At 67.9% G+C, this 22,510-nt stretch carries 22 protein-coding genes, 1 tRNA gene and 1 pseudogene; 13 read left to right on the top strand and 11 right to left on the bottom strand.

Annotated elements, in window-relative coordinates; all coding sequences use genetic code 11:
• The first annotated feature begins 409 nt into the window (after positions 1-409).
• Both ACIBK1_RS05085 and ACIBK1_RS05080 read left to right on the top strand, forming a co-directional pair.
• A complete protein-coding gene (locus ACIBK1_RS05085) occupies positions 410-1,450 on the top strand; it encodes an ArsA family ATPase (protein ID WP_076440091.1) in 1,041 nt (346 codons plus the stop codon).
• Between the two features lie 60 nt (positions 1,451-1,510).
• Positions 1,511-2,650, top strand: a complete 1,140-nt coding sequence (locus ACIBK1_RS05080) for an ArsA family ATPase (RefSeq protein WP_076440093.1) — start codon at positions 1,511-1,513, stop codon at positions 2,648-2,650.
• 88 nt (positions 2,651-2,738) lie between these two features.
• Here the strand turns inward: ACIBK1_RS05080 and ACIBK1_RS05075 are convergent, their stop codons facing one another.
• Complete coding sequence (locus ACIBK1_RS05075; RefSeq protein WP_030506755.1) at positions 2,739-3,035, bottom strand: WhiB family transcriptional regulator; 297 nt, start codon at positions 3,033-3,035, stop codon at positions 2,739-2,741.
• A 258-nt stretch (positions 3,036-3,293) separates the two neighbouring features.
• Between ACIBK1_RS05075 and ACIBK1_RS05070 the strand changes: the two genes are divergently transcribed.
• Entirely contained in the window at positions 3,294-5,561 is a 2,268-nt protein-coding gene (locus tag ACIBK1_RS05070) for a transglycosylase domain-containing protein (protein ID WP_396732431.1), read from the top strand.
• A gap of 144 nt (positions 5,562-5,705) precedes the next feature.
• On the opposite strand, the gene ACIBK1_RS05065 is transcribed toward ACIBK1_RS05070, so the two are convergent.
• Positions 5,706-6,161: a GatB/YqeY domain-containing protein gene (locus tag ACIBK1_RS05065; protein ID WP_030506753.1), complete on the bottom strand. Its 456-nt coding sequence runs from the start codon at positions 6,159-6,161 to the stop codon at positions 5,706-5,708.
• A gap of 80 nt (positions 6,162-6,241) precedes the next feature.
• Here ACIBK1_RS05065 and ACIBK1_RS05060 point away from each other — a divergent pair, with 80 nt between their 5' ends.
• Both ACIBK1_RS05060 and ACIBK1_RS05055 read left to right on the top strand, forming a co-directional pair.
• Complete coding sequence (locus ACIBK1_RS05060) at positions 6,242-7,174, top strand: metallophosphoesterase (RefSeq protein WP_030506752.1); 933 nt, start codon at positions 6,242-6,244, stop codon at positions 7,172-7,174.
• Positions 7,175-7,209: 35 nt separating this feature from the next.
• Positions 7,210-7,286, top strand: a tRNA-Pro gene (locus ACIBK1_RS05055).
• A gap of 463 nt (positions 7,287-7,749) precedes the next feature.
• On the opposite strand, the gene ACIBK1_RS05050 is transcribed toward ACIBK1_RS05055, so the two are convergent.
• Positions 7,750-8,118, bottom strand: coding sequence for a tyrosine-type recombinase/integrase (locus ACIBK1_RS05050; RefSeq protein WP_396732428.1), 369 nt, complete (start codon positions 8,116-8,118; stop codon positions 7,750-7,752).
• 302 nt (positions 8,119-8,420) lie between these two features.
• Positions 8,421-8,948, bottom strand: a complete 528-nt coding sequence (locus tag ACIBK1_RS05045) for an AAA family ATPase (protein WP_363528275.1) — start codon at positions 8,946-8,948, stop codon at positions 8,421-8,423.
• Positions 8,949-9,308: 360 nt separating this feature from the next.
• Between ACIBK1_RS05045 and ACIBK1_RS05040 the strand changes: the two genes are divergently transcribed.
• Positions 9,309-10,433: a lactonase family protein gene (locus tag ACIBK1_RS05040; protein ID WP_396732423.1), complete on the top strand. Its 1,125-nt coding sequence runs from the start codon at positions 9,309-9,311 to the stop codon at positions 10,431-10,433.
• Between the two features lie 238 nt (positions 10,434-10,671).
• The gene (locus ACIBK1_RS05035; RefSeq protein ID WP_396732420.1) at positions 10,672-10,869 is read left to right on the top strand and encodes a hypothetical protein; all 198 of its coding nucleotides are present in this window, start codon (positions 10,672-10,674) and stop codon (positions 10,867-10,869) included.
• 57 nt (positions 10,870-10,926) lie between these two features.
• On the opposite strand, the gene ACIBK1_RS05030 is transcribed toward ACIBK1_RS05035, so the two are convergent.
• Entirely contained in the window at positions 10,927-11,061 is a 135-nt protein-coding gene (locus ACIBK1_RS05030) for a hypothetical protein (protein WP_396732418.1), read from the bottom strand.
• Positions 11,062-11,192: 131 nt separating this feature from the next.
• On the opposite strand from ACIBK1_RS05030, the gene ACIBK1_RS05025 reads away from it, so the two are divergent.
• Positions 11,193-13,052: a Na+/H+ antiporter NhaA gene (locus ACIBK1_RS05025; RefSeq protein WP_396732415.1), complete on the top strand. Its 1,860-nt coding sequence runs from the start codon at positions 11,193-11,195 to the stop codon at positions 13,050-13,052.
• Positions 13,053-13,169: 117 nt separating this feature from the next.
• A complete protein-coding gene (locus tag ACIBK1_RS05020; RefSeq protein WP_396732413.1) occupies positions 13,170-13,397 on the top strand; it encodes a hypothetical protein in 228 nt (75 codons plus the stop codon).
• A 306-nt stretch (positions 13,398-13,703) separates the two neighbouring features.
• On the opposite strand, the gene ACIBK1_RS05015 is transcribed toward ACIBK1_RS05020, so the two are convergent.
• Together ACIBK1_RS05015 and ACIBK1_RS05010 are read right to left on the bottom strand one after the other, a co-directional pair.
• Positions 13,704-14,033, bottom strand: a complete 330-nt coding sequence (locus tag ACIBK1_RS05015; protein ID WP_357312758.1) for a hypothetical protein — start codon at positions 14,031-14,033, stop codon at positions 13,704-13,706.
• An 85-nt stretch (positions 14,034-14,118) separates the two neighbouring features.
• Complete coding sequence (locus ACIBK1_RS05010; RefSeq protein WP_051761659.1) at positions 14,119-14,454, bottom strand: TraR/DksA family transcriptional regulator; 336 nt, start codon at positions 14,452-14,454, stop codon at positions 14,119-14,121.
• Between the two features lie 335 nt (positions 14,455-14,789).
• On the opposite strand from ACIBK1_RS05010, the pseudogene ACIBK1_RS05005 reads away from it, so the two are divergent.
• Positions 14,790-15,257: pseudogene (locus tag ACIBK1_RS05005) on the top strand (GNAT family N-acetyltransferase); the annotation flags it as partial.
• Positions 15,258-15,685: 428 nt separating this feature from the next.
• Here ACIBK1_RS05005 and msrA read toward each other — a convergent pair.
• The 4 genes from msrA to egtD all read right to left on the bottom strand — a co-directional run bounded on the left by msrA (position 15,686) and on the right by egtD (position 18,900).
• Complete coding sequence (gene msrA / locus ACIBK1_RS05000; RefSeq protein WP_030507816.1) at positions 15,686-16,216, bottom strand: peptide-methionine (S)-S-oxide reductase MsrA; 531 nt, start codon at positions 16,214-16,216, stop codon at positions 15,686-15,688.
• A complete protein-coding gene (gene msrB / locus ACIBK1_RS04995; RefSeq protein ID WP_357312749.1) occupies positions 16,213-16,695 on the bottom strand; it encodes a peptide-methionine (R)-S-oxide reductase MsrB in 483 nt (160 codons plus the stop codon). The genes msrA and msrB overlap by 4 nt, the downstream gene beginning before the upstream one ends.
• A 102-nt stretch (positions 16,696-16,797) precedes the next feature.
• Positions 16,798-17,565: an SDR family NAD(P)-dependent oxidoreductase gene (locus ACIBK1_RS04990; protein WP_030507814.1), complete on the bottom strand. Its 768-nt coding sequence runs from the start codon at positions 17,563-17,565 to the stop codon at positions 16,798-16,800.
• Between the two features lie 336 nt (positions 17,566-17,901).
• Complete coding sequence (gene egtD / locus ACIBK1_RS04985) at positions 17,902-18,900, bottom strand: L-histidine N(alpha)-methyltransferase (RefSeq protein WP_036406302.1); 999 nt, start codon at positions 18,898-18,900, stop codon at positions 17,902-17,904.
• Between the two features lie 519 nt (positions 18,901-19,419).
• Here egtD and ACIBK1_RS04980 point away from each other — a divergent pair.
• Genes ACIBK1_RS04980 through ACIBK1_RS04970 form a run of 3 tightly spaced genes read left to right on the top strand, consistent with a single transcriptional unit; the run spans position 19,420 to position 22,471 of the window.
• Positions 19,420-19,731 carry a four-helix bundle copper-binding protein gene (locus ACIBK1_RS04980; protein ID WP_231513868.1) on the top strand — a complete coding sequence of 104 codons (312 nt, stop codon included), beginning with the start codon at positions 19,420-19,422 and terminating at the stop codon, positions 19,729-19,731.
• A 35-nt stretch (positions 19,732-19,766) separates the two neighbouring features.
• Complete coding sequence (gene egtB / locus ACIBK1_RS04975; RefSeq protein WP_030507811.1) at positions 19,767-21,071, top strand: ergothioneine biosynthesis protein EgtB; 1,305 nt, start codon at positions 19,767-19,769, stop codon at positions 21,069-21,071.
• On the top strand, positions 21,068-22,471 hold the full coding sequence (locus ACIBK1_RS04970) for a dihydrolipoyl dehydrogenase family protein (RefSeq protein WP_231513867.1): 1,404 nt from the start codon (positions 21,068-21,070) through the stop codon (positions 22,469-22,471). Before egtB ends, ACIBK1_RS04970 begins: the two co-directional genes overlap by 4 nt.
• The last annotated feature ends 39 nt before the right edge of the window (positions 22,472-22,510 follow it).

The raw sequence follows: 22,510 nt of genomic DNA, 5'->3' as shown, positions 1-22,510 counted from the left end.
CAAAGGCTATCGATGCACGGCGCGCCGGGGGCGCTCAGGAACGCCGTTCGCCGCGAGGCGTGCGGGCGTCCGCGTCGAACGGCGTGCCGGGCAGGCCGGCCGGGGCGGAGGACATCCACACGGGCACCTCATCGCGAGGATCCCCATGTGCACTTTTTGCGTGCGGTCGACGATCGGGACGATCAGGTGCGGACCGGGACTCGGCACTGGGCAAGCGCGCATTGGCGAACCCTTACCCCATCCACGCGCAAGCCGTACCTCCGGGTCCCTACTGGGGACGACCCCCGCGTATCGGCAGGTGACCCTTGGGTAGCCTTCCTCACGTGGGCGAGTGGAGCAGGCACGCCGACGGGAACCACCGCGCGACGACCCGCGGACGCGATCTCGCCGGCCGTCCGGAGGAGGCACGGTGAGTCAGCCGACCAGCAGTCGCGGCGGGAGCAACGGGGAGGCCCGTGACACCGACTGGGACGGCGTGCGCCTGCACATAGTGAGCGGCAAGGGCGGCACCGGGAAGACGACGGTCGCCGCCGCGCTCGCGCTGGCCCTGGCGGCGGGCGGGCGCAAGGTGCTGCTCGTCGAGGTCGAGGGACGGCAGGGCATCGCCCAGGCGTTCGACCTGCCGCCGCTGCCGTACGAGGAACGCAAGATCGCCGTGGCGCCCGGCGGCGGGGACGTGTACGCGCTGGCCGTCGACCCCGAAGAGGCCATGCTCGACTATCTCGAGATGTTCTACGGCATCAAGCGCGTGGGCAAGGCGCTGACCCGCATGGGCGTGGTCGACTTCGCCACGACCATCGCCCCCGGCCTGCGGGACGTCCTGGTCACCGGCAAGACCAGCGAGGCCGTACGGCGTCGCGACAAGCTGGGCCGGAGGGTGTACGACGCGATCGTCATGGACGCGCCCCCGACCGGCCGGATCGCCCGCTTCCTGAACGTGACGCAGGAGGTCGCCGGGCTGGCCCGGGTCGGGCCGATCAAGAACCACGCCGACCTGGTGCGGGGCGTCCTCGCCTCCCCCGAGACGGCGGTCCACTTCGTGACGCTCCTGGAGGAGATGCCCGTCCAGGAGACGCTGGACGGCATCGAGGAGCTGCGCACGACCGGCCTGCCGGTGGGCGGCGTGTTCGTCAACATGGTGCGCCCCGCCGGGCTGCCCGAGGGTGTGCTGGAGGCGGCCAGCCGGGGCCGGTTCGACTCGGCCGAGCTCGCGCTGGGCCTCAAGGCGGCCGGGCTGACGGACGTCACGGCCGACTCCTCCGCGGTCGCCGAGGCGCTCGCCCGCGAGGTGACCGAGCACGCCCTGCGGACCGAGCTGGAAAAGCGCGAGCGCGTCGCGCTGGAGGAGGCCGGCGTGCCGCGGTACGACCTGCCGCTGCTGCCCGACGGCGCCGACCTGGCCGGGCTCTACGAGCTGGCCGACGCGCTGCGGGCCCAGTCTGTCGCGTGAACTGTGCTGCTGTGCCCTGCGTGACCTGCTGATCGAGTGCATCGAGTGAGAGGCTGAGCTGTGACGAGGACGGCGCCCGCGCTGGACATCGACGCGATCCTGGATGATCCGGACACCCGGATCATCGTGTGCTGCGGTTCGGGCGGTGTCGGCAAGACCACGACGGCCGCGGCCCTCGGGCTGCGCGCCGCCGAACGGGGCCGCTCGGTGGTCGTCCTGACCGTGGACCCCGCCAGGCGGCTCGCCCAGGCCATGGGCCTGACCGAGCTCGACAACACCCCCAGGCGCGTCCACGATGTGGACGGCGCCGGAGAGGCCGGCGGCGAGCTGCACGCCATGATGCTCGACATGAAGCGGACCTTCGACGAGATCATCGAGGCCCACGCCGACCCCGAGCGCGCCCAGCAGATCCTGACGAACCCCTTCTACCAGTCGTTGTCGTCCAGCTTCTCCGGCACGCAGGAGTACATGGCGATGGAGAAGCTGGGCCAGCTGCGCCGTTCGAACGAGTGGGACCTGATCGTGGTGGACACCCCGCCGTCGCGGTCGGCGCTCGACTTCCTCGACGCCCCCGAGCGCCTCGGCCGGTTCCTGGACGGCAGGCTGATCCGCATCCTCACGGCGCCGGCCAAGGCGGGCGGGCGCAGCGCGTTCAAGCTGCTCAACGCCGGTTTCGGCATGGTCGCGGGCATCCTGACCAAGGTGATCGGGGCCCAGGTGCTCCGCGACATCCAGATGTTCGTCACCGCGCTCGACGCGGTGTTCGGCGGTTTCCGACAGCGTGCCGAGCAGACGTACCGGCTGCTCCAGGCGCCCGGCACGGCGTTCCTCGTCGTCGCCGCGCCCGAGCGCGACGCGATGCGCGAGGCGTCCTACTTCGTGGAGCGGCTTGCCGACGAGCGCATGCCGCTCGCCGGGCTGGTCGTCAACCGCGTGCACCGGCCGCTGGCGCCGTCACTGTCGGCGGCGCGCAGCTCCGCCGCCGCCGAAGACCTGGACGCCAAGGGCGAGCACGAACTCACCGCGGCCGTGCTGCGGTTGCACGCCGGAAGGATGCAGCTCGCCTCACGGGAGCAGCGCCAGCAGGAGCACTTCACCTCGGCGCACCCGACGGTGCCCATCGCACAGGTGCCCGCGATGCCCGAGGATGTGCACGATCTGGCGGGACTTCGCCAGATCGGGCAACTCCTCGCGTCCTGAAGACGCGACATCCGTCCTCAAGACGCGACATCCTGTCTGGAGACGCGACGTCCGGCGCCCCGCTTCGCCGCGGGACGCCGCGCCGGGCTCAGCCGGCGATCAACTCGTTGGTGCGCTCGTACTCTTCCTTGGCGGACTCCAGCAGGTCTCGCCAGGACTCCACATCCGGCCTGCGCCTGAGCAGCGCACGCCGTTCCCTCTCCGTCATCCCGCCCCACACCCCGAACTCGATGCGGTTGTCCAGCGCATCGGCGAGGCATTCGGTACGGACGGGGCATCCACGGCAGATGAGCTTTGCCCGGTTCTGGGCGGCGCCTTGCACGAAGAGTGCGTCAGGATCCGCACCTCGGCAGGCGGCACGGGAGGTCCAATCCGTGATCCACATGTTCGACCCCACTCCCCTTAGGTGGTCAGTCGTCGTTTCGGCCGACGGGCGCGGGCGTCGGGCCTCCTGGTTGCAGTAGCCGCAGAGGAGAAAGTACGCAACGAAACGATCGAACCGACATACCCCGGGGGGACCAAATTCGTGCATGGTCATGTCAGGCCATGTGGCCGGGAATGACTAGTCCCCCCCGCCAAGGGGTAATGCGGAGCTGTGATGTCGATGCCGGGAGAGTCACCAAACGGACGTACCCTTGGATCCGTGCAAGCTCACGGCAAATCTCTGGCATCCCGGACAGGTGCGGCCCTGCGCCTCGTCGGCGCCGCGGGCGTCGCGGGAGTGCTGGCGGCGGCGATTGCACTACCCGCCGTGGGCGGGGCCGGCGTCACGGTCAAATCGAGCATCGAGACCCTGAGCCTCAAGCCGGCGAAACTCGACGAACCGCCGCTGCCCGAGAAGACGGTCCTGCTCGACGCGGACGGCAAGCAGATCGCCCAGTTCTACTTCGAGAACCGGGAATCGGTCCCGATGGACCGTATCGCGCCGATCATGCGTAAAGCGATCGTGGCGATCGAGGACTTCCGTTTCTACGAACACGGCCCGCTCGACGTCGAGGGCACCACCCGCGCCCTCGTCAGGAACTTAACCACGGGTGGGGTGACGCAGGGCGGCTCGTCCATCACGCAGCAGTACGTGAAGCAGGTGCTGTACAACAAGGCGGAGACCGACGAGCAGAAGGCCGCCGCAGTCGCGCCGACCGTCGGTCGCAAGCTCAACGAGATCCGCTACGCGATGGGGATCGAGCAGAAGTACAGCAAGGACGAGATCCTCAACCGCTATCTCAACATCGCCTATTTCGGCGCCAGCGCGTACGGCATCGAGGCGGCGTCCAAGCGCTTCTTCGGCAAGCACGCCTCCGATCTGAGCCTGAGCGAGGCCGCCACGCTGGCGGGAGCCGTACAGGACCCGAACGCCACCGACCCCAACCGGGGCAAGGAGTTCCGCGACCGGCTGCTGACTCGGCGCAACGTCGTGCTCGACCGCATGCAGGAGCTGCACATCATCACCGAGGCCGAGCGTGACGCGGCCAAGAAGAAGAAGCTGGGGTGGAAGGACAAGGAGATCCCCGGCGGCTGCGAGGAGAGCGACTACCCGTACTTCTGCCTGTACGTGCGCAACGAGATCCTCAACGACCAGCAGTTCGGCAAGACCAAGAAGGCCCGTCAGGACTTCCTGGCCCGCGGCGGCCTGACGATCCGCACCACGCTGAACCGGAAGATGCAGAAGGCCGCCGATACGGCGATCAAGAAGTACGTCCACCCGTCGGACAAGCCGGTCGCCTCCGAGGCCCTGGTCGAACCGGGCACGGGTGCCATCAGGGCGATGGCCGCCAGCCGGAGGTTCGGCACCAGCAAGAAGAAGAACGAGATGTCGATCAACGTCGTGGCCGACGCGCAGCACGGCGGCGGCGCGGGCTTCCAGGCAGGATCGACCTTCAAGGTGTTCACGCTGCTCACCGCCTTGAAGGAGGGGTGGAAGATCAACGACGGCATCAGCACCGGCGCGACCTTCCAGGCCAGCGGTCCCTCGGCCTTCAAGGACTGCGACGGCAACCTGGTCGGTGACCCCCGGGTCGTCCAGCACAACTCCGAGGGCGGCAGCGGCGGGTTCCTGACCCTGCAGACCGGCACCTTGAAGTCGGTGAACACCTTCTTCATGACCCTGGAGCAGAGGGTGGGGCTCTGCGACGTCGTGAAGACCGCCAAGGACTTCGGCATCAAGCGCGCCGACGGCGCGAAACTGCGCGAGTTCCAGACGTTCACGCTCGGCTTCAACGAGATGGATCCGGTGACCGTGGCCAGCGCGTACGCGGCCGTCGCGGCACGCGGGAAGTACTGCAAGCCCATGGCGATCACTGAGATCACCGACCGCTACAACAAGGTGACCTCGTTCAAGCCGTCCTGCAAACAGGCCATCGAGGCCGAGATCGCGGACGCCGCCACCTACATCATGTCGGGCGTGTTCACCAAGGGCACCATGTCGGCCGTCGGCGGCATCGGCCGGGACGCCGCCGGCAAGACCGGTACCGGCGACGAGTCGCGCACCGTCTGGTTCGCCGGGTTCACCCCCGACCTCGCGGGCGCGGTCAGCCTCGGCGACCCGCGCGGCCCGATTCGGTATCCGCTCCCTGGACAGGTGATGGCAGGCCGGACGTACGGCTCGGTCTTCGGTGCCACCGTCCCCGGTCCGATCTGGAAGGCCACCTTCCTGTCGGCGCTCAAGGGCATCGAACCCTCGTCGTTCGTCAAGCCGGACATGTCGAGGTTCGGCGGCTGCGCCCACCAGTGCGCTCCCCCGCCGAAGCCGAAGTCCGACCGGGGCGACGGCGGCGATCATGGCGACGGTCCCGGCGGCGGCGGTTTCGGCAACGGCCGTGGCGGCGGCCCCGGTGGTGGGCACGGCGGCGGGCCCGGCGGAGGCCGTGGTGGCCCGGGTGGCGGCGACTCGCCCTTCAACCCGTTCGGGTGATCCTTCTCCCGATGGGCCGCTCCTCTCTCCGGGGAGCGGCCCATCGGCTTTTCAGCCTCGCCGTGAGGCGTTTCCAGCCTCGGCTGCGAGGCGGAGTTCCCGGTCTCGGCCGTGACGCCGGGTTTCCCGGCCTCGGCCTCGGCCTCAGGCGGACAGGCGGGCGCGTACGGCCTGGGCGACCCGGCCGCCCTCGGCGCGGCCCGCGACCTTCGGGTTCAGGATCTTCATGACCTGGCCCATGGCCTTGGGGCCCTCCGCGCCGCTCTCGGCGATCGCCGCGTCGACGAGCGCGTTCAGCTCGTCGTCGCTCAGCTGGGCGGGGAGGTACTCCTCCAGGACCGCCTGCTCGTCCAGCTCCGCCTGCGCCTGCTCGGCCCGCCCTGCGCCCGCGAACGCCTCGGAGGCCTCCCGGCGCTTCTTGGCCTCGCGGGTCAGCACCTTGATGACCTCGTCGTCGGAGAGCACGCGGGCCTCCTTGCCGGCGACCTCCTCGACGTTGACGGCGGCCAGAGCCATCCGGATGGTCCGGAGCCGTACCTCGTCACGGGCCTTCATCGAGGCCGCGAGGTCGGCCTTCAGCTTGTCCTTCAACGCACTCATGCGTCCATCTTGCCGTGCCCGGGCTCCCGACTTCGCCAGGTTATGCGGGAGGCGGGCCGTACGTCGGGCATCATGGCTGTGTGAGGAAAGCAGCCGCGATTCCCCTGTCCGTCCTCGGCCTCGGCATTGCCGGTGTCGGCTACGCCTCGGTGATCGAGCGAAACTGGTTCCGGCTGCGCCGGTTCGACGTCCCCGTCCTGGCTCCGGGCCAGCGGCCGGTCCGGATCCTGCAGATCTCCGATCTGCACCTCACGCCCCGGCGTCGCCGGCTGATCACGTGGGTGCGTTCGCTGGCCGCGCTCGACCCCGACCTCGTCGTGAACACCGGCGACACGCTGGCACACCCCGACGCCGTCGAGTCGTACATGTACGCCGTGGAGCCGCTGCTCGACCGGCCGGGCCTGTTCGTCTACGGCTCCAACGACCTCTACGCCCCCCGGCCGAAGAACCCCGCTCGCTATCTGTGGCGTACGTCCAAGGGGGACTCCCGGCAGCACGTGCCGAACCTGCCGTGGACCGAGCTGGGCGCCGCGATGCGGGAGGCCGGTTGGCTGGACATGAACAACACGACGGCCCGCCTCAAGGTGGCCGACCTCGACGTCCACGTGGGCGGCATCCACGACTCCCACATCGACCGGGACCGGTACGACGAGATCGCGGGCCAGGCTCCGGTGGACGCCGACCTGCGGCTCGGCGTCATGCACTCGCCCGAGCCACGCAACATGTCCCGCTTCGCCCAGGACGGATACCAGTTGCTGCTGGCCGGGCACACCCACGGCGGACAGCTGTGCATTCCCTTCTACGGCGCCCTGGTGACCAACTGCGGGATCGACCGCGCCCGCGTCAAGGGGCTGAGCAGGCACGAGAGCTCCTGGCTGCACGTCTCGGCCGGGCTCGGCACCTCGCCGTACGCGCCCGCGCGTTTCGCCTGCCCGCCCGAGGCGACCCTGCTGACGCTCGTCCCCCGCCGCCCCGTCGTGCCGGATGACACAAGCAGCCGCAAAGTCCGCTAGACTTGCCGAGGCGCAGGACGAAAAGTCCAAGCGACCGGGGTGTAGCGCAGCTTGGCAGCGCGCTTCGTTCGGGACGAAGAGGCCGTGGGTTCAAATCCCGCCACCCCGACCATGTAGTACCAGCTGAGAGGCCGGTTCCGAAGATCGGAACCGGCCTTCTGCATTGCTGAGTGACTAACTGAGTGACTACCCTCCTGATCAGCACCCGGCCGGGGCTCTCCGCCAGATAGCCGACTGGTTCAAACCGTAGGAATGCTGGCCGAGATCCTAAAGTGGCTAGGACGGCCGTGTTCGTGATCCCTGAATGGGGGGAGTCTCGGTTCGAGTCCGTGGCTTCCGCAGGCAGGGTCCGTGGCTGCTGCATGTCTGCTGCTGGTTCCGGAACTCCGTGACCTTAGGAAGAGGTGCATGCAGATGGTTTCTAAGCTCTTGAAGTCCAAGACATTCTCGTCTCTTCGAGTCCTCATGGCGGTTGTTGGTGTAATTGGCAGCACGCCCCCTGTTCAGGGATCGCGAGCCTGTACGACATGAGGCCCCACCACTTTTTCCGGATGGGGCCTCCGTCGTTGCTGCCACTATTCCTGTTTGAAGATCCGGTCCATGGTCGCGGCACCGCCCTGGAGGACAGGGCGGATCTGCTTGCGGTAGACGGCTTCCGTCGTGGCTGTACTGCTGTGGCCGACTAGGCGGGAGATCTCCTCCAGGGGAAGGCCGTTGTCGGACAGCAGCGAGACGAAGCTGTTCCGGAGCTCTCGGGGCGTCCACTCGGCGGGGTTCACCCCCTCGGCGTCCTTGATGGCGTTGCGGAAGTCGCGCCGTACGTGCGAGGGATCAAGGCGACGGCGCTCCGCGCCGCCGCTGGCGGCCCCACGCCCGCCCGCCGTCCGGGCGTGCGGCTCTCCGGCCGGTCCCGGACGTCGGCGGCTCGGGCCGCCCCACGGCAACCAGCGCCAGGCCGTACCGACCGAACCCGTCGATCACACACGCGCCGTCGCCCACCACTCCGCCGCCGGCCCAACCGCTTCGCGGCCCTTCGGGCGCCTACAGCGTTGCGCCGGCCGCTACGCTCCCCTGCTTGAGATACAGGGCCGAAAAGGGCTGAGCATGAATGTGCCTCCGGCGGGGGCACTCCGGCCCCGAGGTGATCGCCGAGCAAGAGCACGCGCCGTAGGTGGCGGGGCTGATCGCCTCGTGCTGTCACCGGAAGCGTTCACCGGGGCGCACAGTTTTCGCGTGGGGGCGAACCTCAACTTTTGACGGCCTCTGCGATCTGCAGTGCTACCTGGGCGGGTGTTAGGTGCGTGGTGTCGACGACCTCGGCCTCGCCGTGTAGCCACGTGCGGGCCGCCTCGGCGTAGGGCTCAAGGTATCTGAGACGGAAGGGAGAGGGGCGGGGGCCGAGAAGAGTGTCCCCCTCGATGCGCCTGCGGAGAGTGTCCTGGTCAGCGTGGAGGACGAAGTGCCGCACGGGGATGGCATGTTGGGTAAGGCCCGTGCTGATCTCGCGCCAGTACTGCTCGACCAGGACAGTCATGGGCATCACGAGAGTGCCGCCGGTGTAGTCGAGTACGAGGCGGGCGGTCTCGACTACGAGTGGCCGCCACGGCGGCCAGTGCTGGAAGTTGTCGGTCGCCGGCAGCCCCGGCGTGATGTCCATGAGTGTCTCGCCTACCTTCTCGGCGTTGAACACCCGTGAATTCGGGATCAGTTGCTGCACGAGTGCAGCGGTCGTCGTCTTGCCTGCGCCGTGGGTGCCGTTAAGCCATACGATCACGGAATCGGATGCTAGTGCTGTGCGGGCCGTGGGAACGGACGCCGAGAAACAGGTCCTGCCGTGGCGGATGCATGCCCCACCCGCGGTGAACGTTTCTGGTCACAGCACTAGCGAACTCGGCCCAGCAGGACCGAATGCCACCAGAGACGAGCCTCTGGCTGCTGGTGACCGGCGTGTTGTTCGCGAGGTCGGCGCCGGCCTGTGTCGTACTGGTGGGCTGGGCGTCAGGAAGCAAGCATCGGAGGGCAGATGTTACGAACCGGAAAACTGATCGTTAATTCGGCGGGCCGCCGGTAAGCATTCGGGCCGCGTGGCCACTAACGGACCGTTCGTCTTTACCCATCCTTGAACGAGGAGACCATGAAGACCACCGTCCGTGCCCTCAGCCTGGCCGGCGTCGCCGTCACCGCGGCCGCCGCACTCGCCGCCCCCGCCTCCGCATCGGCGCGGAGCGGGGACGCCCACCCGGTGTTCGTCCAGACCGACGACCTGCAGGGCAACACGGTCGTCGCCTATGACCGTGGCAGCGACGGCTCCCTCACCCAGGCGGGCACCTACGCGACCGGCGGCCTCGGCGGCGTACTCGACGGCTCGGTCGTCGACCACCTCGCCTCCCAGGGCTCCCTCACCTACGATCAGCAGCACGGCCTGCTGTACGCGGTCAACGCGGGCAGCGACACCGTCACCGTCTTCACCGTCCACGGCGACCGGCTCACCCGCACCCAGGTCGTGTCCTCGGGCGGAAGGTTCCCCGCCAGCGTCACCGTTCACGGAAACCTCGTCTACGTGCTGAACGCCCTGGATGGAGGGTCGATCCAGGGCTACCGCCGGATCGGCGACCGCATCCTGCGCGTTCCCTCCTGGAAACGCAGGCTCGACCTCGACCCCGCCGCCACCCCGCAGTTCACCACCACCCCGGGCCAGGTCGGCTTCACCCCAGACGGCGACCACCTCGTGGTCACCACCAAGGGAAACGGCCACGCCATCAAGGTGTTCGCCGTCGGCCCCCTGGGTCCCTCCGCCAAGCCGGTCACCACCACGGAGGACGGCACGGCCCCGTTCGGCTTCACCTTCGACGACGGCGGCCGCATGGTCGTCGCCCAAGCGGGGCCCAACGCCGTCGCGACCTACACCCTCGGCCGCACCGGCACGGCGACCCAAATCCAGCAGATCGCCACCGGCCAGGCGGCGACCTGCTGGATCGTGAAGACCGGCCCCTGGCTGTACGCCTCCAACACGGGCAGCGGCACACTCTCCGGATACCGGGACACCGGAATAGGCACGGTCAAGGCCCTCGGCACCACCGCCACCGACGCCGGCACCGTGGACGCCGCCGCCTCCTCCGACGGCCGCTACCTCTACGTGCAGACCGGCAAGGACGGGAACGTCAACGCCTTCCGCGTCAACTCCGACGGCTCCCTCACCCAGGTCGGCACCGTGACCGTGCCCGGCGCCGTGGGCGGCGAGGGGATCGTCGCGCTCTGAACGGCGCGGCTCCAGTGGTCCAGCACGTGAACCAGGACGCGATCCAGCACGTGATCAGACGCGCCCGCAAGGTGTGACGACTCTCGGAAACGCCTCATAGAACCCCGCGGCGGGCGCCCTTGCGTAGCCGGGCGTCCGCCGCGTCCACTGTCGTCTCCGCCGTCCGCTCGCGGCCTCGTCCGCGCAGCTCGCCTGGCCGTCGCCGCCGGGCAAGGATCGCGGCAACAAGATCCTCTGGGTGTCGCGGGTATCCCAGGACGGGGATCCCCTGCTGATCGAGGCGCGCCTGGACGGCTCGGGCTCGCCTGTCACGCGCGAGGTGCCCGGCGGGCCCGGTCCGTCGGGCGTCGACCTGCCGGAGGCGGGCTGCCGGCACGTGACGTTGCGCTGGTCCGGCCACGTCGACACCCTCAGGCTGCGGTACGTCCAGCCGTGACGGCGGGGCGGCGGGCGCCACCCGAAGCGGTGCCGCCCGCCGCCCCGCGCCGGGTTGTTACTGCGGGCCGGGCCGGAGCGCGCGGCCGCCGCCGTACGCCTTCACGCGGCAGTCATCCTGGATCTTGGAGATGTCGACGCCGGGTCCGGGAACGCTCCCGTACCGCCAGCCGAGCTTGGCGGGGCCGTCCACCTTGACAACCTGCCTCCGGCGGGGCCCTCGACTCCGGGCTGCGCCTGGCCGGCAGCCCGAGGACCGCGAGGCCTACAGCGTCTACTTGGGCCAGTTGCCGGCGAGACAGCCGGTGCTGTCACCATGTCGTCGTGTCGTACGACGAGACCACGCGTCGGGCCCACCGGTTCGCCGGCGGCTTGCGGACCTTCGCGGCCGCCGAGTCCGCCAGCGCCTTCGCCCTCGGCGCCGCCGTGGTGGCGGCACTGGTCTGGTGCACCGCCTCCCCCGAGGGCTATGAGAGGCTGTGGTCGACCCACCTCACCCTCACCCTCGGCGACCACGAGCTCGGAGAGAGCCTGCGGGTCTGGGTCAACAGCGGACTGATGACAATCTTCTTCCTCGTCGTCGGGCTGGAGGCGCGGCGCGAGTTCGACCTGGGCGACCTGCGGGAGCGCCGCCGCTTCCTCCTCCCCTGCGCCGCGGGCCTGGCGGGCATGCTCGTGCCCGCGCTGCTGTATCTGGTGATCCTTCGAGGTCACGACGGTGCCGGCGCCTGGGGCATGGTCATCTCGACCGACACCGCCCTCGCCCTGGGGCTGCTCAGCCTGGTCGGCCGCGGCCTACCCGAACAGCTCCGCGTCTTCCTGGTGACCGTCTTCGTCGTCGACGATGTGGTCGCGCTGCTGGTCGTCACCCTCGCCTACACCGACCACGTGAACCTCCGCCTGCTGTTCTTCGCCCTCGTAGCGCTGGCCGCCGTAGCCGTGGTCCGACGGTTGGGGTCACGCCCCGTGCTCGTGCCGGTGCTGCTCCTCGCGGTCGCCTGGGTCGGCCTGCTCGAGAGCGGGGTCGACCCGATCATCCTGGGACTCGTCGTGGGGCTGGCCACCTCTGCCTACGCGCCGAGCCGGGGAGACCTCGAGGAGGCGAGCAACCTCTTCCTCGGCTTCCGCGAGCAGCCGACGGCGGAGCTCGCCCTAGCGGCCAACGCCGGCGTGATCCGGAGCCTGTCTCCCAACGCGCTGCTGCAGAGCCGCCTCCTCCCGTGGACCGGCAACATCGTCGTACCGCTGTTCGCCCTCGCCAACGCGGGCATCCCCCTCGATCCCGACTTCCTCGCCTCCGCCTACTCCCACCCGCTCGTCTGGGCGATCGTGGTGGCCTACGTCGTCGGCAAGCCCGTCGGCGTCGTGCTGGTCTCCTGGCTGGTAGAGCGGCTGACCGGCGGCTCGGTCAGGCCCGCGGTGGGGTGGACCGGCGTCTTGGGAAGCGGGACCCTGGCGGGCATCGGCTTCACCGTCTCCTTCATCGTCGCCGCCATGGCCCTGAGCGGCGACCGCCTGGACGAGGCCAAGCTCGGCGTGCTCACGGCGGCCGTGCTGGCGACCGCCGTCTCGGTCGTCGTCTTCGCCCGCACCTCCCGGATGACGGAGGAGCGCCGGGCCCGTGCCCTGCTCGGTCAGGCGGCCCCGTTGCAGGACCTGCGCACCGACGTCGACCCCGAGCACGACCATGTCCGGGGCGCCGCCTGCGCCACCGTCACGCTCGTCGAGTACGGCGACCTGGAGTGCCCCTACTGCGGACGTGCCGAGCCCATCGTCCGCGAGCTCCTCGCCGACACCGACCTGCGCTACGTCTGGCGGCATCTGCCTCTCACCGACGTCCACCCGTATGCGCAGCTGGCCGCGGAGGCGAGCGAGGCGGCCGGAGCCCAAGGACGCTTCTGGGAGATGCACGACCGGCTCCTGGAGCATCAGGACCGGCTGGCGCCGCACGACCTGCTCGAGCATGCCCGAGCACTCGACCTCGACCTCGACCTCTTCCGTGAGGACCTGGTCAACCACCGCCACTCCGCGCGCGTCGCTCGCGACGCGGAGTCAGCGGACCTGTCCGGCGTGGCCGGGACACCGACCTTCTTCATCAACGGCCGGCGCCACCACGGCTCGTACAACCTCGCGACGTTGTCGGCAGCGATCGCCGACGCGCGAGCGCGAGCCCTAATGCGGTAATGAGCGGACCGGCCGACCCGTGCGGCATCGCACGGACTGGCTGGCCTCCCCGCCCTCGAGGAGATCGTCCAGGGTGGTCTAGCCCAGGTCGGGCAACGCGAAGCCGGCTCGAACGTCGTGATCGAGGCCATCAACCAGGGACTGCGCGCGCACCGAGAGCGGCGTACGCACATCGCCGAGGATCACTCCAAGCTGATCCAGATCCTCCGTACCGGCAACGGTGAGGCGGAGGCGATAGCCGCACCGGGCTCGCCCACCTTGATGGGCAGCGACCTCGGTACGTGGGCAGCATCGACGAGAACCGGGGGGCGACGGCTGCCACAAACCATGCGCACCGCGCCGTAGCCGTGCCGACTCGTCAACGGTGCGGGTTGCGCTCGGCGTGCTCGCGCCAGGCGGTGGCTGCTGCTCGGGCCACTGTTGGTGCGAGGCAGGGAACCACAGGCGGGTTCGGACCAACCTTGTCGCCGCGAATCACTACGTTCGGTGAAAGACACACCGGTATTGACGGTGACGAATGCCAGGTCGACTGCTCGCGAGCCGCCGCGGGTCGGTGGCAGCACGACCACACAACGTCCCTGGCCGGCTTCGGCCGAAGGAGCGCCAGATCATCACCGAGGAACTACCTCCGACAGCACGGCGACAAACGGCTCACAGATAGTGTCCCTCGAAGCGAGCACCACGTTCTGTCTCCGTGAAGGTCAGCCCTGTGATCACGCCCTCCTCCACGACCCAGCGCACCACGTAGGTTGCCTGGTAGTCCGGGGGCCAGAAAGACACGAACTTCCCGTCGCCAAGCACCCACCAATCGCCCCGACTCGGTCGGCCATGCTCCGTGTAGGTAGTGTGTCCATCCGAGGTGAAGACCTGGGTCGCACCGTCGCCGAACACAAGCGTCCCGGCAGTCAGTGCAGCGGGCATGTGATCAGCGTCGACGAGCTCGTCGTTGCCGACCCGTAGTTCTTCAAGTGCCTCAGGCATAAGATGCGCTCCTTTCACGAGCCCTACGCTTTGCAGCGTGGTCGGTTGGTGGGTTTGCACTGTACGAGGTCAAGATCGCCACCTCTTAGTGCCCGGCCTCATCGACGAGAAGCTCCGCCGCAGGGTCAGCCTCAAGCCGCTCGTCGGGGATCGGCCGGCCGCTGCGCAACGAAACTCCGTAGGTACCGGCCCGCAGGCGCTCGCCGGCCCGATCGAGTGCGGCCAACCGTGCGCTGAGTTGCTCGGCTACAGCATCGTCAAGAAGCTCTTGGGCGAGCGGGCTCGCCGAATCGAAGACCGAGGTCCTCGCGTCAGCGGCCGCGTCCAGGTCAGCCGCCCGCGCAGCGGCTGAGTACGTGAGAAGTTCCTTGATGCGTGCACGTTCAGCCTCGATCAACTCATGCGCGCGGTTTGGGTCCATCTGCAACTCCCTGCTGGTGTCGATTGATGATCAGCGTCGGTTGGCGAGACTCCAGCCGGCCGATCTCGCGGGGCGTTCGACACCACGTGTGCGGCACCGCCGCTCATCGGCCTCGTCCTCACTTCCGAGGTAGTGCTCGACCGCTCCGGGCCTTGCTGTCGGCCGGCCCAGGTCATGTCTGCCCCTGGCTCTCTTTCGATTAGTGTCCGGGAGGCCGCATCTCTTTCGTCCGGTGTCTCCGGCTCGCTGCGAGATCACCCGGTGCGGCTAAATGGTCGACTTCGTCCAATACGGCGTAATGTCATCAACCGCCAAGCGCCAGCTCGGAGGTCTCCCGGTGGCTGGCCCCGGCGATGGATCACGTCAACGACCTCGACCAGATGCGTGCGCTGATCACCGGATGGATCGCCGCACCTCCGCGACCCGAAGGGCGCCCGAGTGGCCGGTGGGTGATCGAGGAGACCGAGAGCGGGCGCGTCGCCGGCTCGGGGCAGATCCTTCCGCTGCCGCCGGAGGGCGAGGACCTGGAGCTGGGCTACCAGCTCGCTCCATGGGCGTGGGGTCGGGGGCTGGCGGCCGAGGCAGGTCATGCCCTGGCCCACTATGCGTTCAGCAACGGCGAGGAGGAGGTCTTCGCCGTCGTACGGCCCAAGAACGAGCGGGGCAGCCGCGCCGCCCGCCGCATCGGGATGGAGTGGGTCGGAGAAACGGACAAGTACTACGACCTGCGTCTTCAGGTCTTTCGGCTGCGGAAGGGCGACTTGGACACCTCCGCGCTCGAGCCGGGCCCCGTCGAACGCTGATCCCGGTTCACGCCTGGTCGTTCTCGAGCAAGATGGCCACACCCTGCCCCGAGCCCGCGCACACACCGAGAACGCCGTAGCGAGCGTTTCGCTCGCTTCGTGGACCTCCCACACACCGATCTCGTCGGGAGCGATACCTGCAGCCGTGATGACCTTGGTCATCGCCCACGCCGGCGCGATGCCCTCAGGCCAGGCTCCAGCGCATGCAGCGCCGAACCGACGATCCCGGCCAACGGCGCAACCCCTAGCTCCGCAACTGTGGCACCGCCGGCGATGAGCCTAGCCAGAGTGCCCAGCCGACGAGAAGCAGTCCCCATCTTGTTGGAGTCGCGGGGTCTGCTCCTGGCCTGGCCGTTTCGGTGATGTCGATTGCAGCGATCTCGGGGTGAGGCATCCGAGGCGGGTGGTCATCACCAGCCGCACTTCAATCAGCTGGCGTGTTCTTGGCGAGGCAGCTTCCACTGAGGCCGGACGTAGTGGCACGTGTAGCCGTCGGGATACTTGATCAAGTAGTCCTGGTGCTCAGGCTCCGCCTCCCAGAACGTCCCGGCAGGGGTCACCTCCGTAACGACCTTGCCGGGCCACAGACCGCTGATCTCGACGTCTTTGATCGTGGCGTTGGCGATGTCGCGCTGTTGCTCGTTCTGGTAGAAGATCGCCGAGCGGTAGCTCGTCCCGACGTCGTTGCCCTGCCTGTTCAGGGTCGTCGGGTCGTGGACCTGGAAGAAGAACTCCAGCAGATCGCGGTAGGTGACCTTCAGCGGGTCGTAGACGATCTCGACTGCTTCGGCATGGCCGGGATGGTTCCAATAGGTGGGGTGCTCGTTCTCGCCGCCGGTGTAGCCCACTCGAGTGGACAACACCCCGTCCTTCTTGCGCAGCAGGTCCTGCATGCCCCAGAAGCAACCGCCGGCGAGGACCGCGGTCTCGGGCTGGTAGTTCACCCCGCACGTGGTCATGCGACACCTCCCCCGGATGCCGCCGGGCCGGGAGCCGCGTCGAACAGGTGCGCGTACTGGCCATAGCCTTCGGTCTCGAGGTCCTCGGCGGCGATGAATCGCAGCGAGGCGGAGTTGATGCAGTAGCGCATGCCACCCGCATCGGCTGGGCCGTCCGGGAAGAGATGGCCGAGGTGGCTGTCACCGTGTGCCGAGCGAAGCTCTGTCCGGACCATCCCATAGCTGGTGTCGCTGTGCTCTACGACGTTGCCCGGCTCGAGCGGGATGGTGAAACTGGGCCAGCCCGTGTGACTGTCGAACTTGTGGACCGACGCGAACAGCGGCTCGCCTGAGACCACATCGACGTAGATGCCCGGTTCCTTTGAGTCCCAGAACTCGTTTTCGAAGGGCGGCTCGGTGGCGTCGCCCTGGGTGACCGCCCGCTGTCGTGGCGTCAGTCGCTCGACCGCCTCGGGCGTGCGCTCATATGTCTGTGCCATGGTCCTAGCTCCTCGCTGTGAGGTTTGCCTGCTCCTGTTGTCTGCCAAGGAGTCCGTGCTGCTCAGTGCCGGACCTCGCGTGGCCGGGAATCTCTTCGATGCCTAATTCCGGCCCGCCATGACGCCGCCGTCGACGTTGAGGATCGCACCGGTGACCCAGCCGGCATCGTCAGAGAGCAGGTAAGTCACCGCAGAGGCGATGTCCTTGGGCGTTCCCACACGGCCGAGCGGGTGGAAGCCGTTGAATCCGGCGAGCGCGGTCTCGAGCTGGTCCTTGGGGATGAAGCCCTCGTACAAGGGGGTCGCGACAACGGCAGGCGCCACGGCGTTGACGCGGATCTTGTGCTCCGCGAGCTCCATGGCCAGGTTGTGGGTGAGCGCGTGGAGGGCCGCCTTGCCCATCGAGTAACCGGACGAGGGAGTTACGGCGATGGCTTGGTGGGCCCACATCGAGCCGATGTTGACGATGGCGCCTCCGCCGGCACTGATCATGCCCCGGGTGACGGTCTGGGTGAGGAAGAAGGCCGACCTGGCGAGTTCGAGGTAGGAGTCGTAGTGAGACTCCTCGTAGTCGAGGTAGGGCCTGGGGATGAAGAAGCCGGCCGCGTTCAGCAGGAGGGTGGCGTCAGCGTGCTCGGCCGCCAGTATGTCCTGGACCCGCCTGACGTCGTCGCGGTTGGCGAGATCGGCAGTGATGCCCCATGCCTCCCCGTTCTTCGACAAGGTGGTGACGGTGTCGTCCACGCGGGCCTGGTCGCGGCCGATGATGACGGCCGAGCCGCCGGCCGCGACGACGTCTTCAGCACTCTGCCGTCCCATACCGCTGCTGCCGCCGATGGCGATCAGTTTGCGACCTTCGAAAGAACCCATGTTTCTTCACTCCTTCGCGATGCGGCTCGTGCCGCCGGTGGCGTCTGAACCACAGATCCTGCTGGGTACGTCTAGTGAGTGACAGGCTCGCGGCAGGTCTTACACGTCAGGTCGTCGGAGATCCAGAGGCCAGTCAGCATCCAGCTACGCGACGACCCGGGATCAGGCGCCAAGGCGGCCATCGGGTAAGGATCCCGGCGCGGGCGGTACGAACCACCTGTCAGGCCCGCTGGGTCCGGTTCAGCCTTTACGCATGTGCTGAATCGGACCCAGCTTGATGCCGGGGCGGCCGGGAGGAGGTTAAAGGGCTCGATGAGTCAAAACCCGCTGCACGGGTCAGGACCGCACGCCGAGCACGACGGCGTAGTCGCCGCCGGCGTCACTTTGGCCAGTGCCCTCGCTCTCGGCCCACCAGTCCGCGAGTGCGAACCCCGCGTTGTCGAACTCCCGCTCGAGGGTTGTGCGATCAAACTTGGTGGAGATCTCCGTACGGATCTGTTCTCCCTCTTCGAACGCGACCGTAGTCCCCAACAGGCCGAGTCGGACCTTCATTGCCTCCCGCGCCTGAAGCCTCATTTCGATCCAGGAGTGCTCCTCGTTCCACAGCGCGACGTGATCGAATCGGGCAGGCTCAAAGTCAGCCTCGAGGAGGCGGTTGAGCACGTTGAGCATGTTGAGATTGAACAGGCGGGTAGTTCCAGTCGCATCGTCGTACGCCTCGACGAGTCGCCTTCTGTCCTTCACCAGGTCGACGCCGAGCAGGAGACTCTCTCCGGGCGCCAAAGCGGCAGCCACGTTGTTCAGGAACATGGCCCGGCCCTCCGGGTCCAGGTTGCCGATCGTGCTGCCGAGAAGGGCCAGCAGCCGGTCCCCGTGCTGGGGCAGTGTGTCCAGCGGCTGTTCGAAGTCCCTCACGACTCCATGAATGGGGAGCAGCGGATAGGCCTCGCGTAGATCCCCAACGGCCCCAGCCAGAGCGTGAAGGCTGACGTCGACCGGCACGTAGTTCACGTTCGTGCTCAAACGCTGCATCGCGTCGAGGAGGAGAGGGGTCTTCGATGACGACCCCGAACCAAGTTCCACCAACGACGTGAACCTCGGAGCCGTGGCAACGATCTGATCGGCGCGTTGCGACAAGATCCTGCGCTCCAGCCGCGTCGGGTAGTACTCCGGTAGGAGCGTGATGCGCTCGAACAGCTCACTGCCTTGCTGATCGTAGAAGTACTTCGGAGGCAATACCTTCGCAGACGCCAACAGTCCGCGGGAGGCGTCTGCCACCAAGGTCTTTCGTAGCTGCTGCTCGGTGAGGTCGATGTCGATCCGAGTGAGGGTCATGTGCGACTGCATCCTTGGTCACCATTGAACGGGCTGAGCGAACGTCGGGCGTTGACAACGGCCGTCACACACCGCCCACTCCCTCAGCTGTCGACACAGCTCAGGGCCATCGGGTGGCGTCCTGTCTGCACGACACCCGAATCGGCAGGGCGATCAGCGGCTGCCGTGTCGCCGTTGACGAACCAGGCGCGGAGACCCTGGTCGTGTCCCGCTCTGCTTAGTGACGCGGGATGCCCGTCCCTTACGTGCGGCCCGACCCCTCGTCCATCTTCTCGATGCCCTGCCGCGTAAGACCTCGTGTGGGAGGCGCTACAGACAGACGAGCGAACAAGTCGAAGGGGTGCTCCCACTGATCGTGACTTTGGAAGGAGAGTCGAGAGCGAGATGACTTCGGTGGCTACGGCGATGTTGGAGAGCTACCCGGGCTCGACGATCGAGGTGCGGCAAGAGCTCCTCACCAGTTGCATCAGCGCTTGCCTGAAGTGTTCCCTTGCGTGTACAGCCTGCAGTGATGCGTGCATGGCTGAGAGTGACATCTCGGCGCTCGTCAAGTGCATCCGAACCGACCTCGACTGTGCCGACATGTGTGACGCGACCGTCAAGGTGTTGACGCGACAAACAGCGTACGACCTGACGGTGATCCGATCGGTCGTCAGCGCCTGCCTGACCACCGTCATCGCGTGTGCCGAGGAGTGCGAACGCCACGCAGCCCACCACGTGCATTGCGCGATCTGTGCCGATGTTTGTCGGCAGGCCGAAGTGGCCTGCCGAGACCTCTTGGTCGCCCTGGATGCCCGGCAAACGGGATCACCGGTAGGTGCACCGAACTGAAACGGACCACATCACCTGAACCCGGAGACAGGCAAATGACGGACACCCTTGACCCCGCTTCACTGCTCGGACGGTACGACGAGGTGCGCGCCTACACCGAGCGCCTCGCCGCACCGCTGTCACCGGAGGACCAGACGGTCCAGTCGATGCCCGACGTCTCGCCGACGAAATGGCATCGCGCCCACGTCACCTGGTTCTTCGAGACCTTCCTGCTCGCGGGGAACGAACCCGACTTCGCGCCCTTCCAGGATCAGTACTGGTTCCTGTTCAACAGCTACTACGAAGCGATCGGGCCACGTCATGCCCGCCCGATGCGCGGGGTGATCAGCCGCCCGGGCGCGCACGACGTGGGCGTCTACCGCGGCAACGTCGACGACCGCATGCGCGACCTCCTGAGCTCCCTCGATGAGAACGCGTTGGCGAAGCTCGCGCCCACGATCAACCTCGGCTTCCACCATGAGCAGCAGCACCAGGAGCTGCTGCTCATGGACATCAAGCACGTCCTGTCCCTCAATCCGCTGCAGCCCGTCTACGCCGGCCGGGCCGCCACACCCGGCCACGCGGGCCCGATGGGTTGGGTGGAGTACGACGGTGGCCTGGTGGAGATCGGCCATGCCCCCTCCAGCGACGGCGACTTCAGCTTCGACAACGAGCTGCCCCGCCACCAGCAGTGGCTGGGCCCCTACCGGTTGGCCGACCGGCTGGTCACCAACGGCGAGTGGCTGGAGTTCATGGAGGACGGTGGCTACCGCCGCCCGGAGCTGTGGCTCTCCGACGGGTGGGGCAGGGTCAACGCCGAGGGCTGGGCCGCGCCGTTCTACTGGACCGAGCGCGAGGGGGTCTGGTTCGAGCACACCTTGACCGGCACCCGCCCTGTCGACCCCTGCCTTCCGGTCTGCCATGTGAGCCACTACGAGGCCGACGCCTATGCCACCTGGGCCGGCAAGCGCCTGCCCACCGAGGCGGAGTGGGAGCATGCGGCCCGCCTCGAGGAGGACACCACGACGCCGGGGTATGCGCCGAACCTCGCCGACACGGAGACCTGGCACCCGCGGGCCGCCGGGGCACCCAACGGGCGACTTCGCCAGCTCTTCGGCGACTGCTGGGAATGGACCGCCTCCTCCTACCTCCCCTACCCCGGATTCCACCCCGGGGTAGGGGCCATCGGCGAGTACAACGGAAAGTTCATGTCGAGCCAGATGGTGCTCCGAGGCGGCTGTGCGCTCACCCCGCCGGGTCACGCCCGCGCCTCGTACCGCAACTTCTTCCCACCTGGCGCACGTTGGCCCGTCACCGGCGTACGGCTCGCCGACGATGGATTGAACAGGTGCTGCGAGTGACCTCCCTGAACGCGATTCCTCGACCGCCATCACATGATGGTGACCTCCGCACGGTTGACCTGGTGGTCATCGGTACCGGACCCGGCGGTGAGTCGCTCACAGCCCAGGCAGCTCGGGCGGGGCTGGATGTGGTGGCAGTGGAGAAGCACCTGGTCGGCGGCGAGTGCCCGTACTACGGCTGCATCCCATCCAAGATCATGCTCCGTGCCGCGGAGACGCTCGCCGAGGCCAGGCGCGCCGAGGCGATCGCCGGAGATGTCGACGTCAGACCAGACTGGCGCCGAGTTGCGGAGCGTATCTCCACCGAAGCGACCGACGGCTGGTCAGACACGGCCGCGGTTATCCGTCTGCAGCAGGCCGGCGCGACGGTGCTCCATGGGCACGGCCGACTAGCCGGTCCTCACCAGGTGGAAGTCGAGCACCCAGACGGCCGCACGACGCGGTATTCGGCGCGCACCGGAATCATCCTCAACCCCGGTACTCGCCCTGCGCTATCTACGATCGACGGTCTCGCAGCGACTCCCTATTGGACCAACCGAGACGCCGTCCAAACCCCTGCCCTCCCCCGAAGTCTGATCGTCCTCGGGGGTGGGGCGACGGCCGCCGAGCTCGCCCAGGCGATCGCGCGTTTCGGCGCCGACGTGACCATCGTCGAAACGGGCACTCGCCTCCTGAAGCGCGAAGAGCCGGAGGCCTCTGAGGCACTTCGCATGGCGCTTGAGAATGACGGCATCCGTGTGCTGCTCGGCAGCCACACGATGCGTGTCGATTACGACGGTGCCTTCACCGTCAGCCTGCGCGACGGTGCGCATCTCCACGCCGAGCGACTTCTACTCGCGACGGGACGAACGCCAAATCTCGAGGACATCGGCCTGGAGACGCTGAATCTGGCCCCCGAGTCCGTGCAGGTCGGCGACGACCTCACGATCGGCGACCGGCTCTGGCTGATAGGAGACGCGGCCGGGCAAGGCGCCTACACCCACGTCTCGATGCACCACTCGGAGATCGTGCACCGCCAGATTCTCGGTCTCGCCGGCCAGACAACGACATCTCCGGTGGTGCCTCGTGTCACCTTCACCGACCCCGAAATCGCCGCTGTCGGACTCACCGAAGACCAAGCCCGGGCCTCGGGCTTAGCCGTCGCCTCCGCTCATGCAGACCTGGGCTCACGCGGATTCACCCATGGCGAGGGTGCCAGGGCCGGTTTCGTCAAGCTGGTCGCCGACACCCAACGGCAGGCCTTGGTCGGTGCTACCGCCGTAGGTCCCTACGCAGGCGAGGTTCTCTCGATGCTCGCACTCGCGGTCCACGCGGAAGTGCCGATCGCGAAACTGAAGTCAATGATCTACGCCTACCCCACTTTCCACCGGGCGGTCTCTGCCGCGCTTACGGACCTGTGATGCCTCCCCATTGACATCAAACCGGGAAACTCCCGATCT

The organism is Microbispora rosea (assembly GCF_044460045.1).
Taxonomy (GTDB): domain Bacteria; phylum Actinomycetota; class Actinomycetes; order Streptosporangiales; family Streptosporangiaceae; genus Microbispora; species Microbispora rosea.
This window is presented reverse-complemented; position numbering and strand designations above follow the sequence as displayed.

Coding starts and splice junctions, on each gene's coding strand:
- msrA (WP_030507816.1), bottom strand. CDS start 16,216: ATGACCACGTGCGGGGTGAACTACCAGCCCGAGACCGCGGTCCTCGCC.
- ACIBK1_RS05010 (WP_051761659.1), bottom strand. CDS start 14,454: ATGGACCCAAACCGCGCGCATGAGTTGATCGAGGCTGAACGTGCACGC.
- ACIBK1_RS05065 (WP_030506753.1), bottom strand. CDS start 6,161: ATGAGTGCGTTGAAGGACAAGCTGAAGGCCGACCTCGCGGCCTCGATG.
- ACIBK1_RS05040 (WP_396732423.1), top strand. CDS start 9,309: ATGAAGACCACCGTCCGTGCCCTCAGCCTGGCCGGCGTCGCCGTCACC.
- egtD (WP_036406302.1), bottom strand. CDS start 18,900: ATGACCCTCACTCGGATCGACATCGACCTCACCGAGCAGCAGCTACGA.
- ACIBK1_RS05075 (WP_030506755.1), bottom strand. CDS start 3,035: ATGTGGATCACGGATTGGACCTCCCGTGCCGCCTGCCGAGGTGCGGAT.
- ACIBK1_RS04990 (WP_030507814.1), bottom strand. CDS start 17,565: ATGGGTTCTTTCGAAGGTCGCAAACTGATCGCCATCGGCGGCAGCAGC.
- msrB (WP_357312749.1), bottom strand. CDS start 16,695: ATGGCACAGACATATGAGCGCACGCCCGAGGCGGTCGAGCGACTGACG.
- ACIBK1_RS05015 (WP_357312758.1), bottom strand. CDS start 14,033: ATGCCTGAGGCACTTGAAGAACTACGGGTCGGCAACGACGAGCTCGTC.
- ACIBK1_RS04980 (WP_231513868.1), top strand. CDS start 19,420: ATGGCTGAGAGTGACATCTCGGCGCTCGTCAAGTGCATCCGAACCGAC.
- egtB (WP_030507811.1), top strand. CDS start 19,767: ATGACGGACACCCTTGACCCCGCTTCACTGCTCGGACGGTACGACGAG.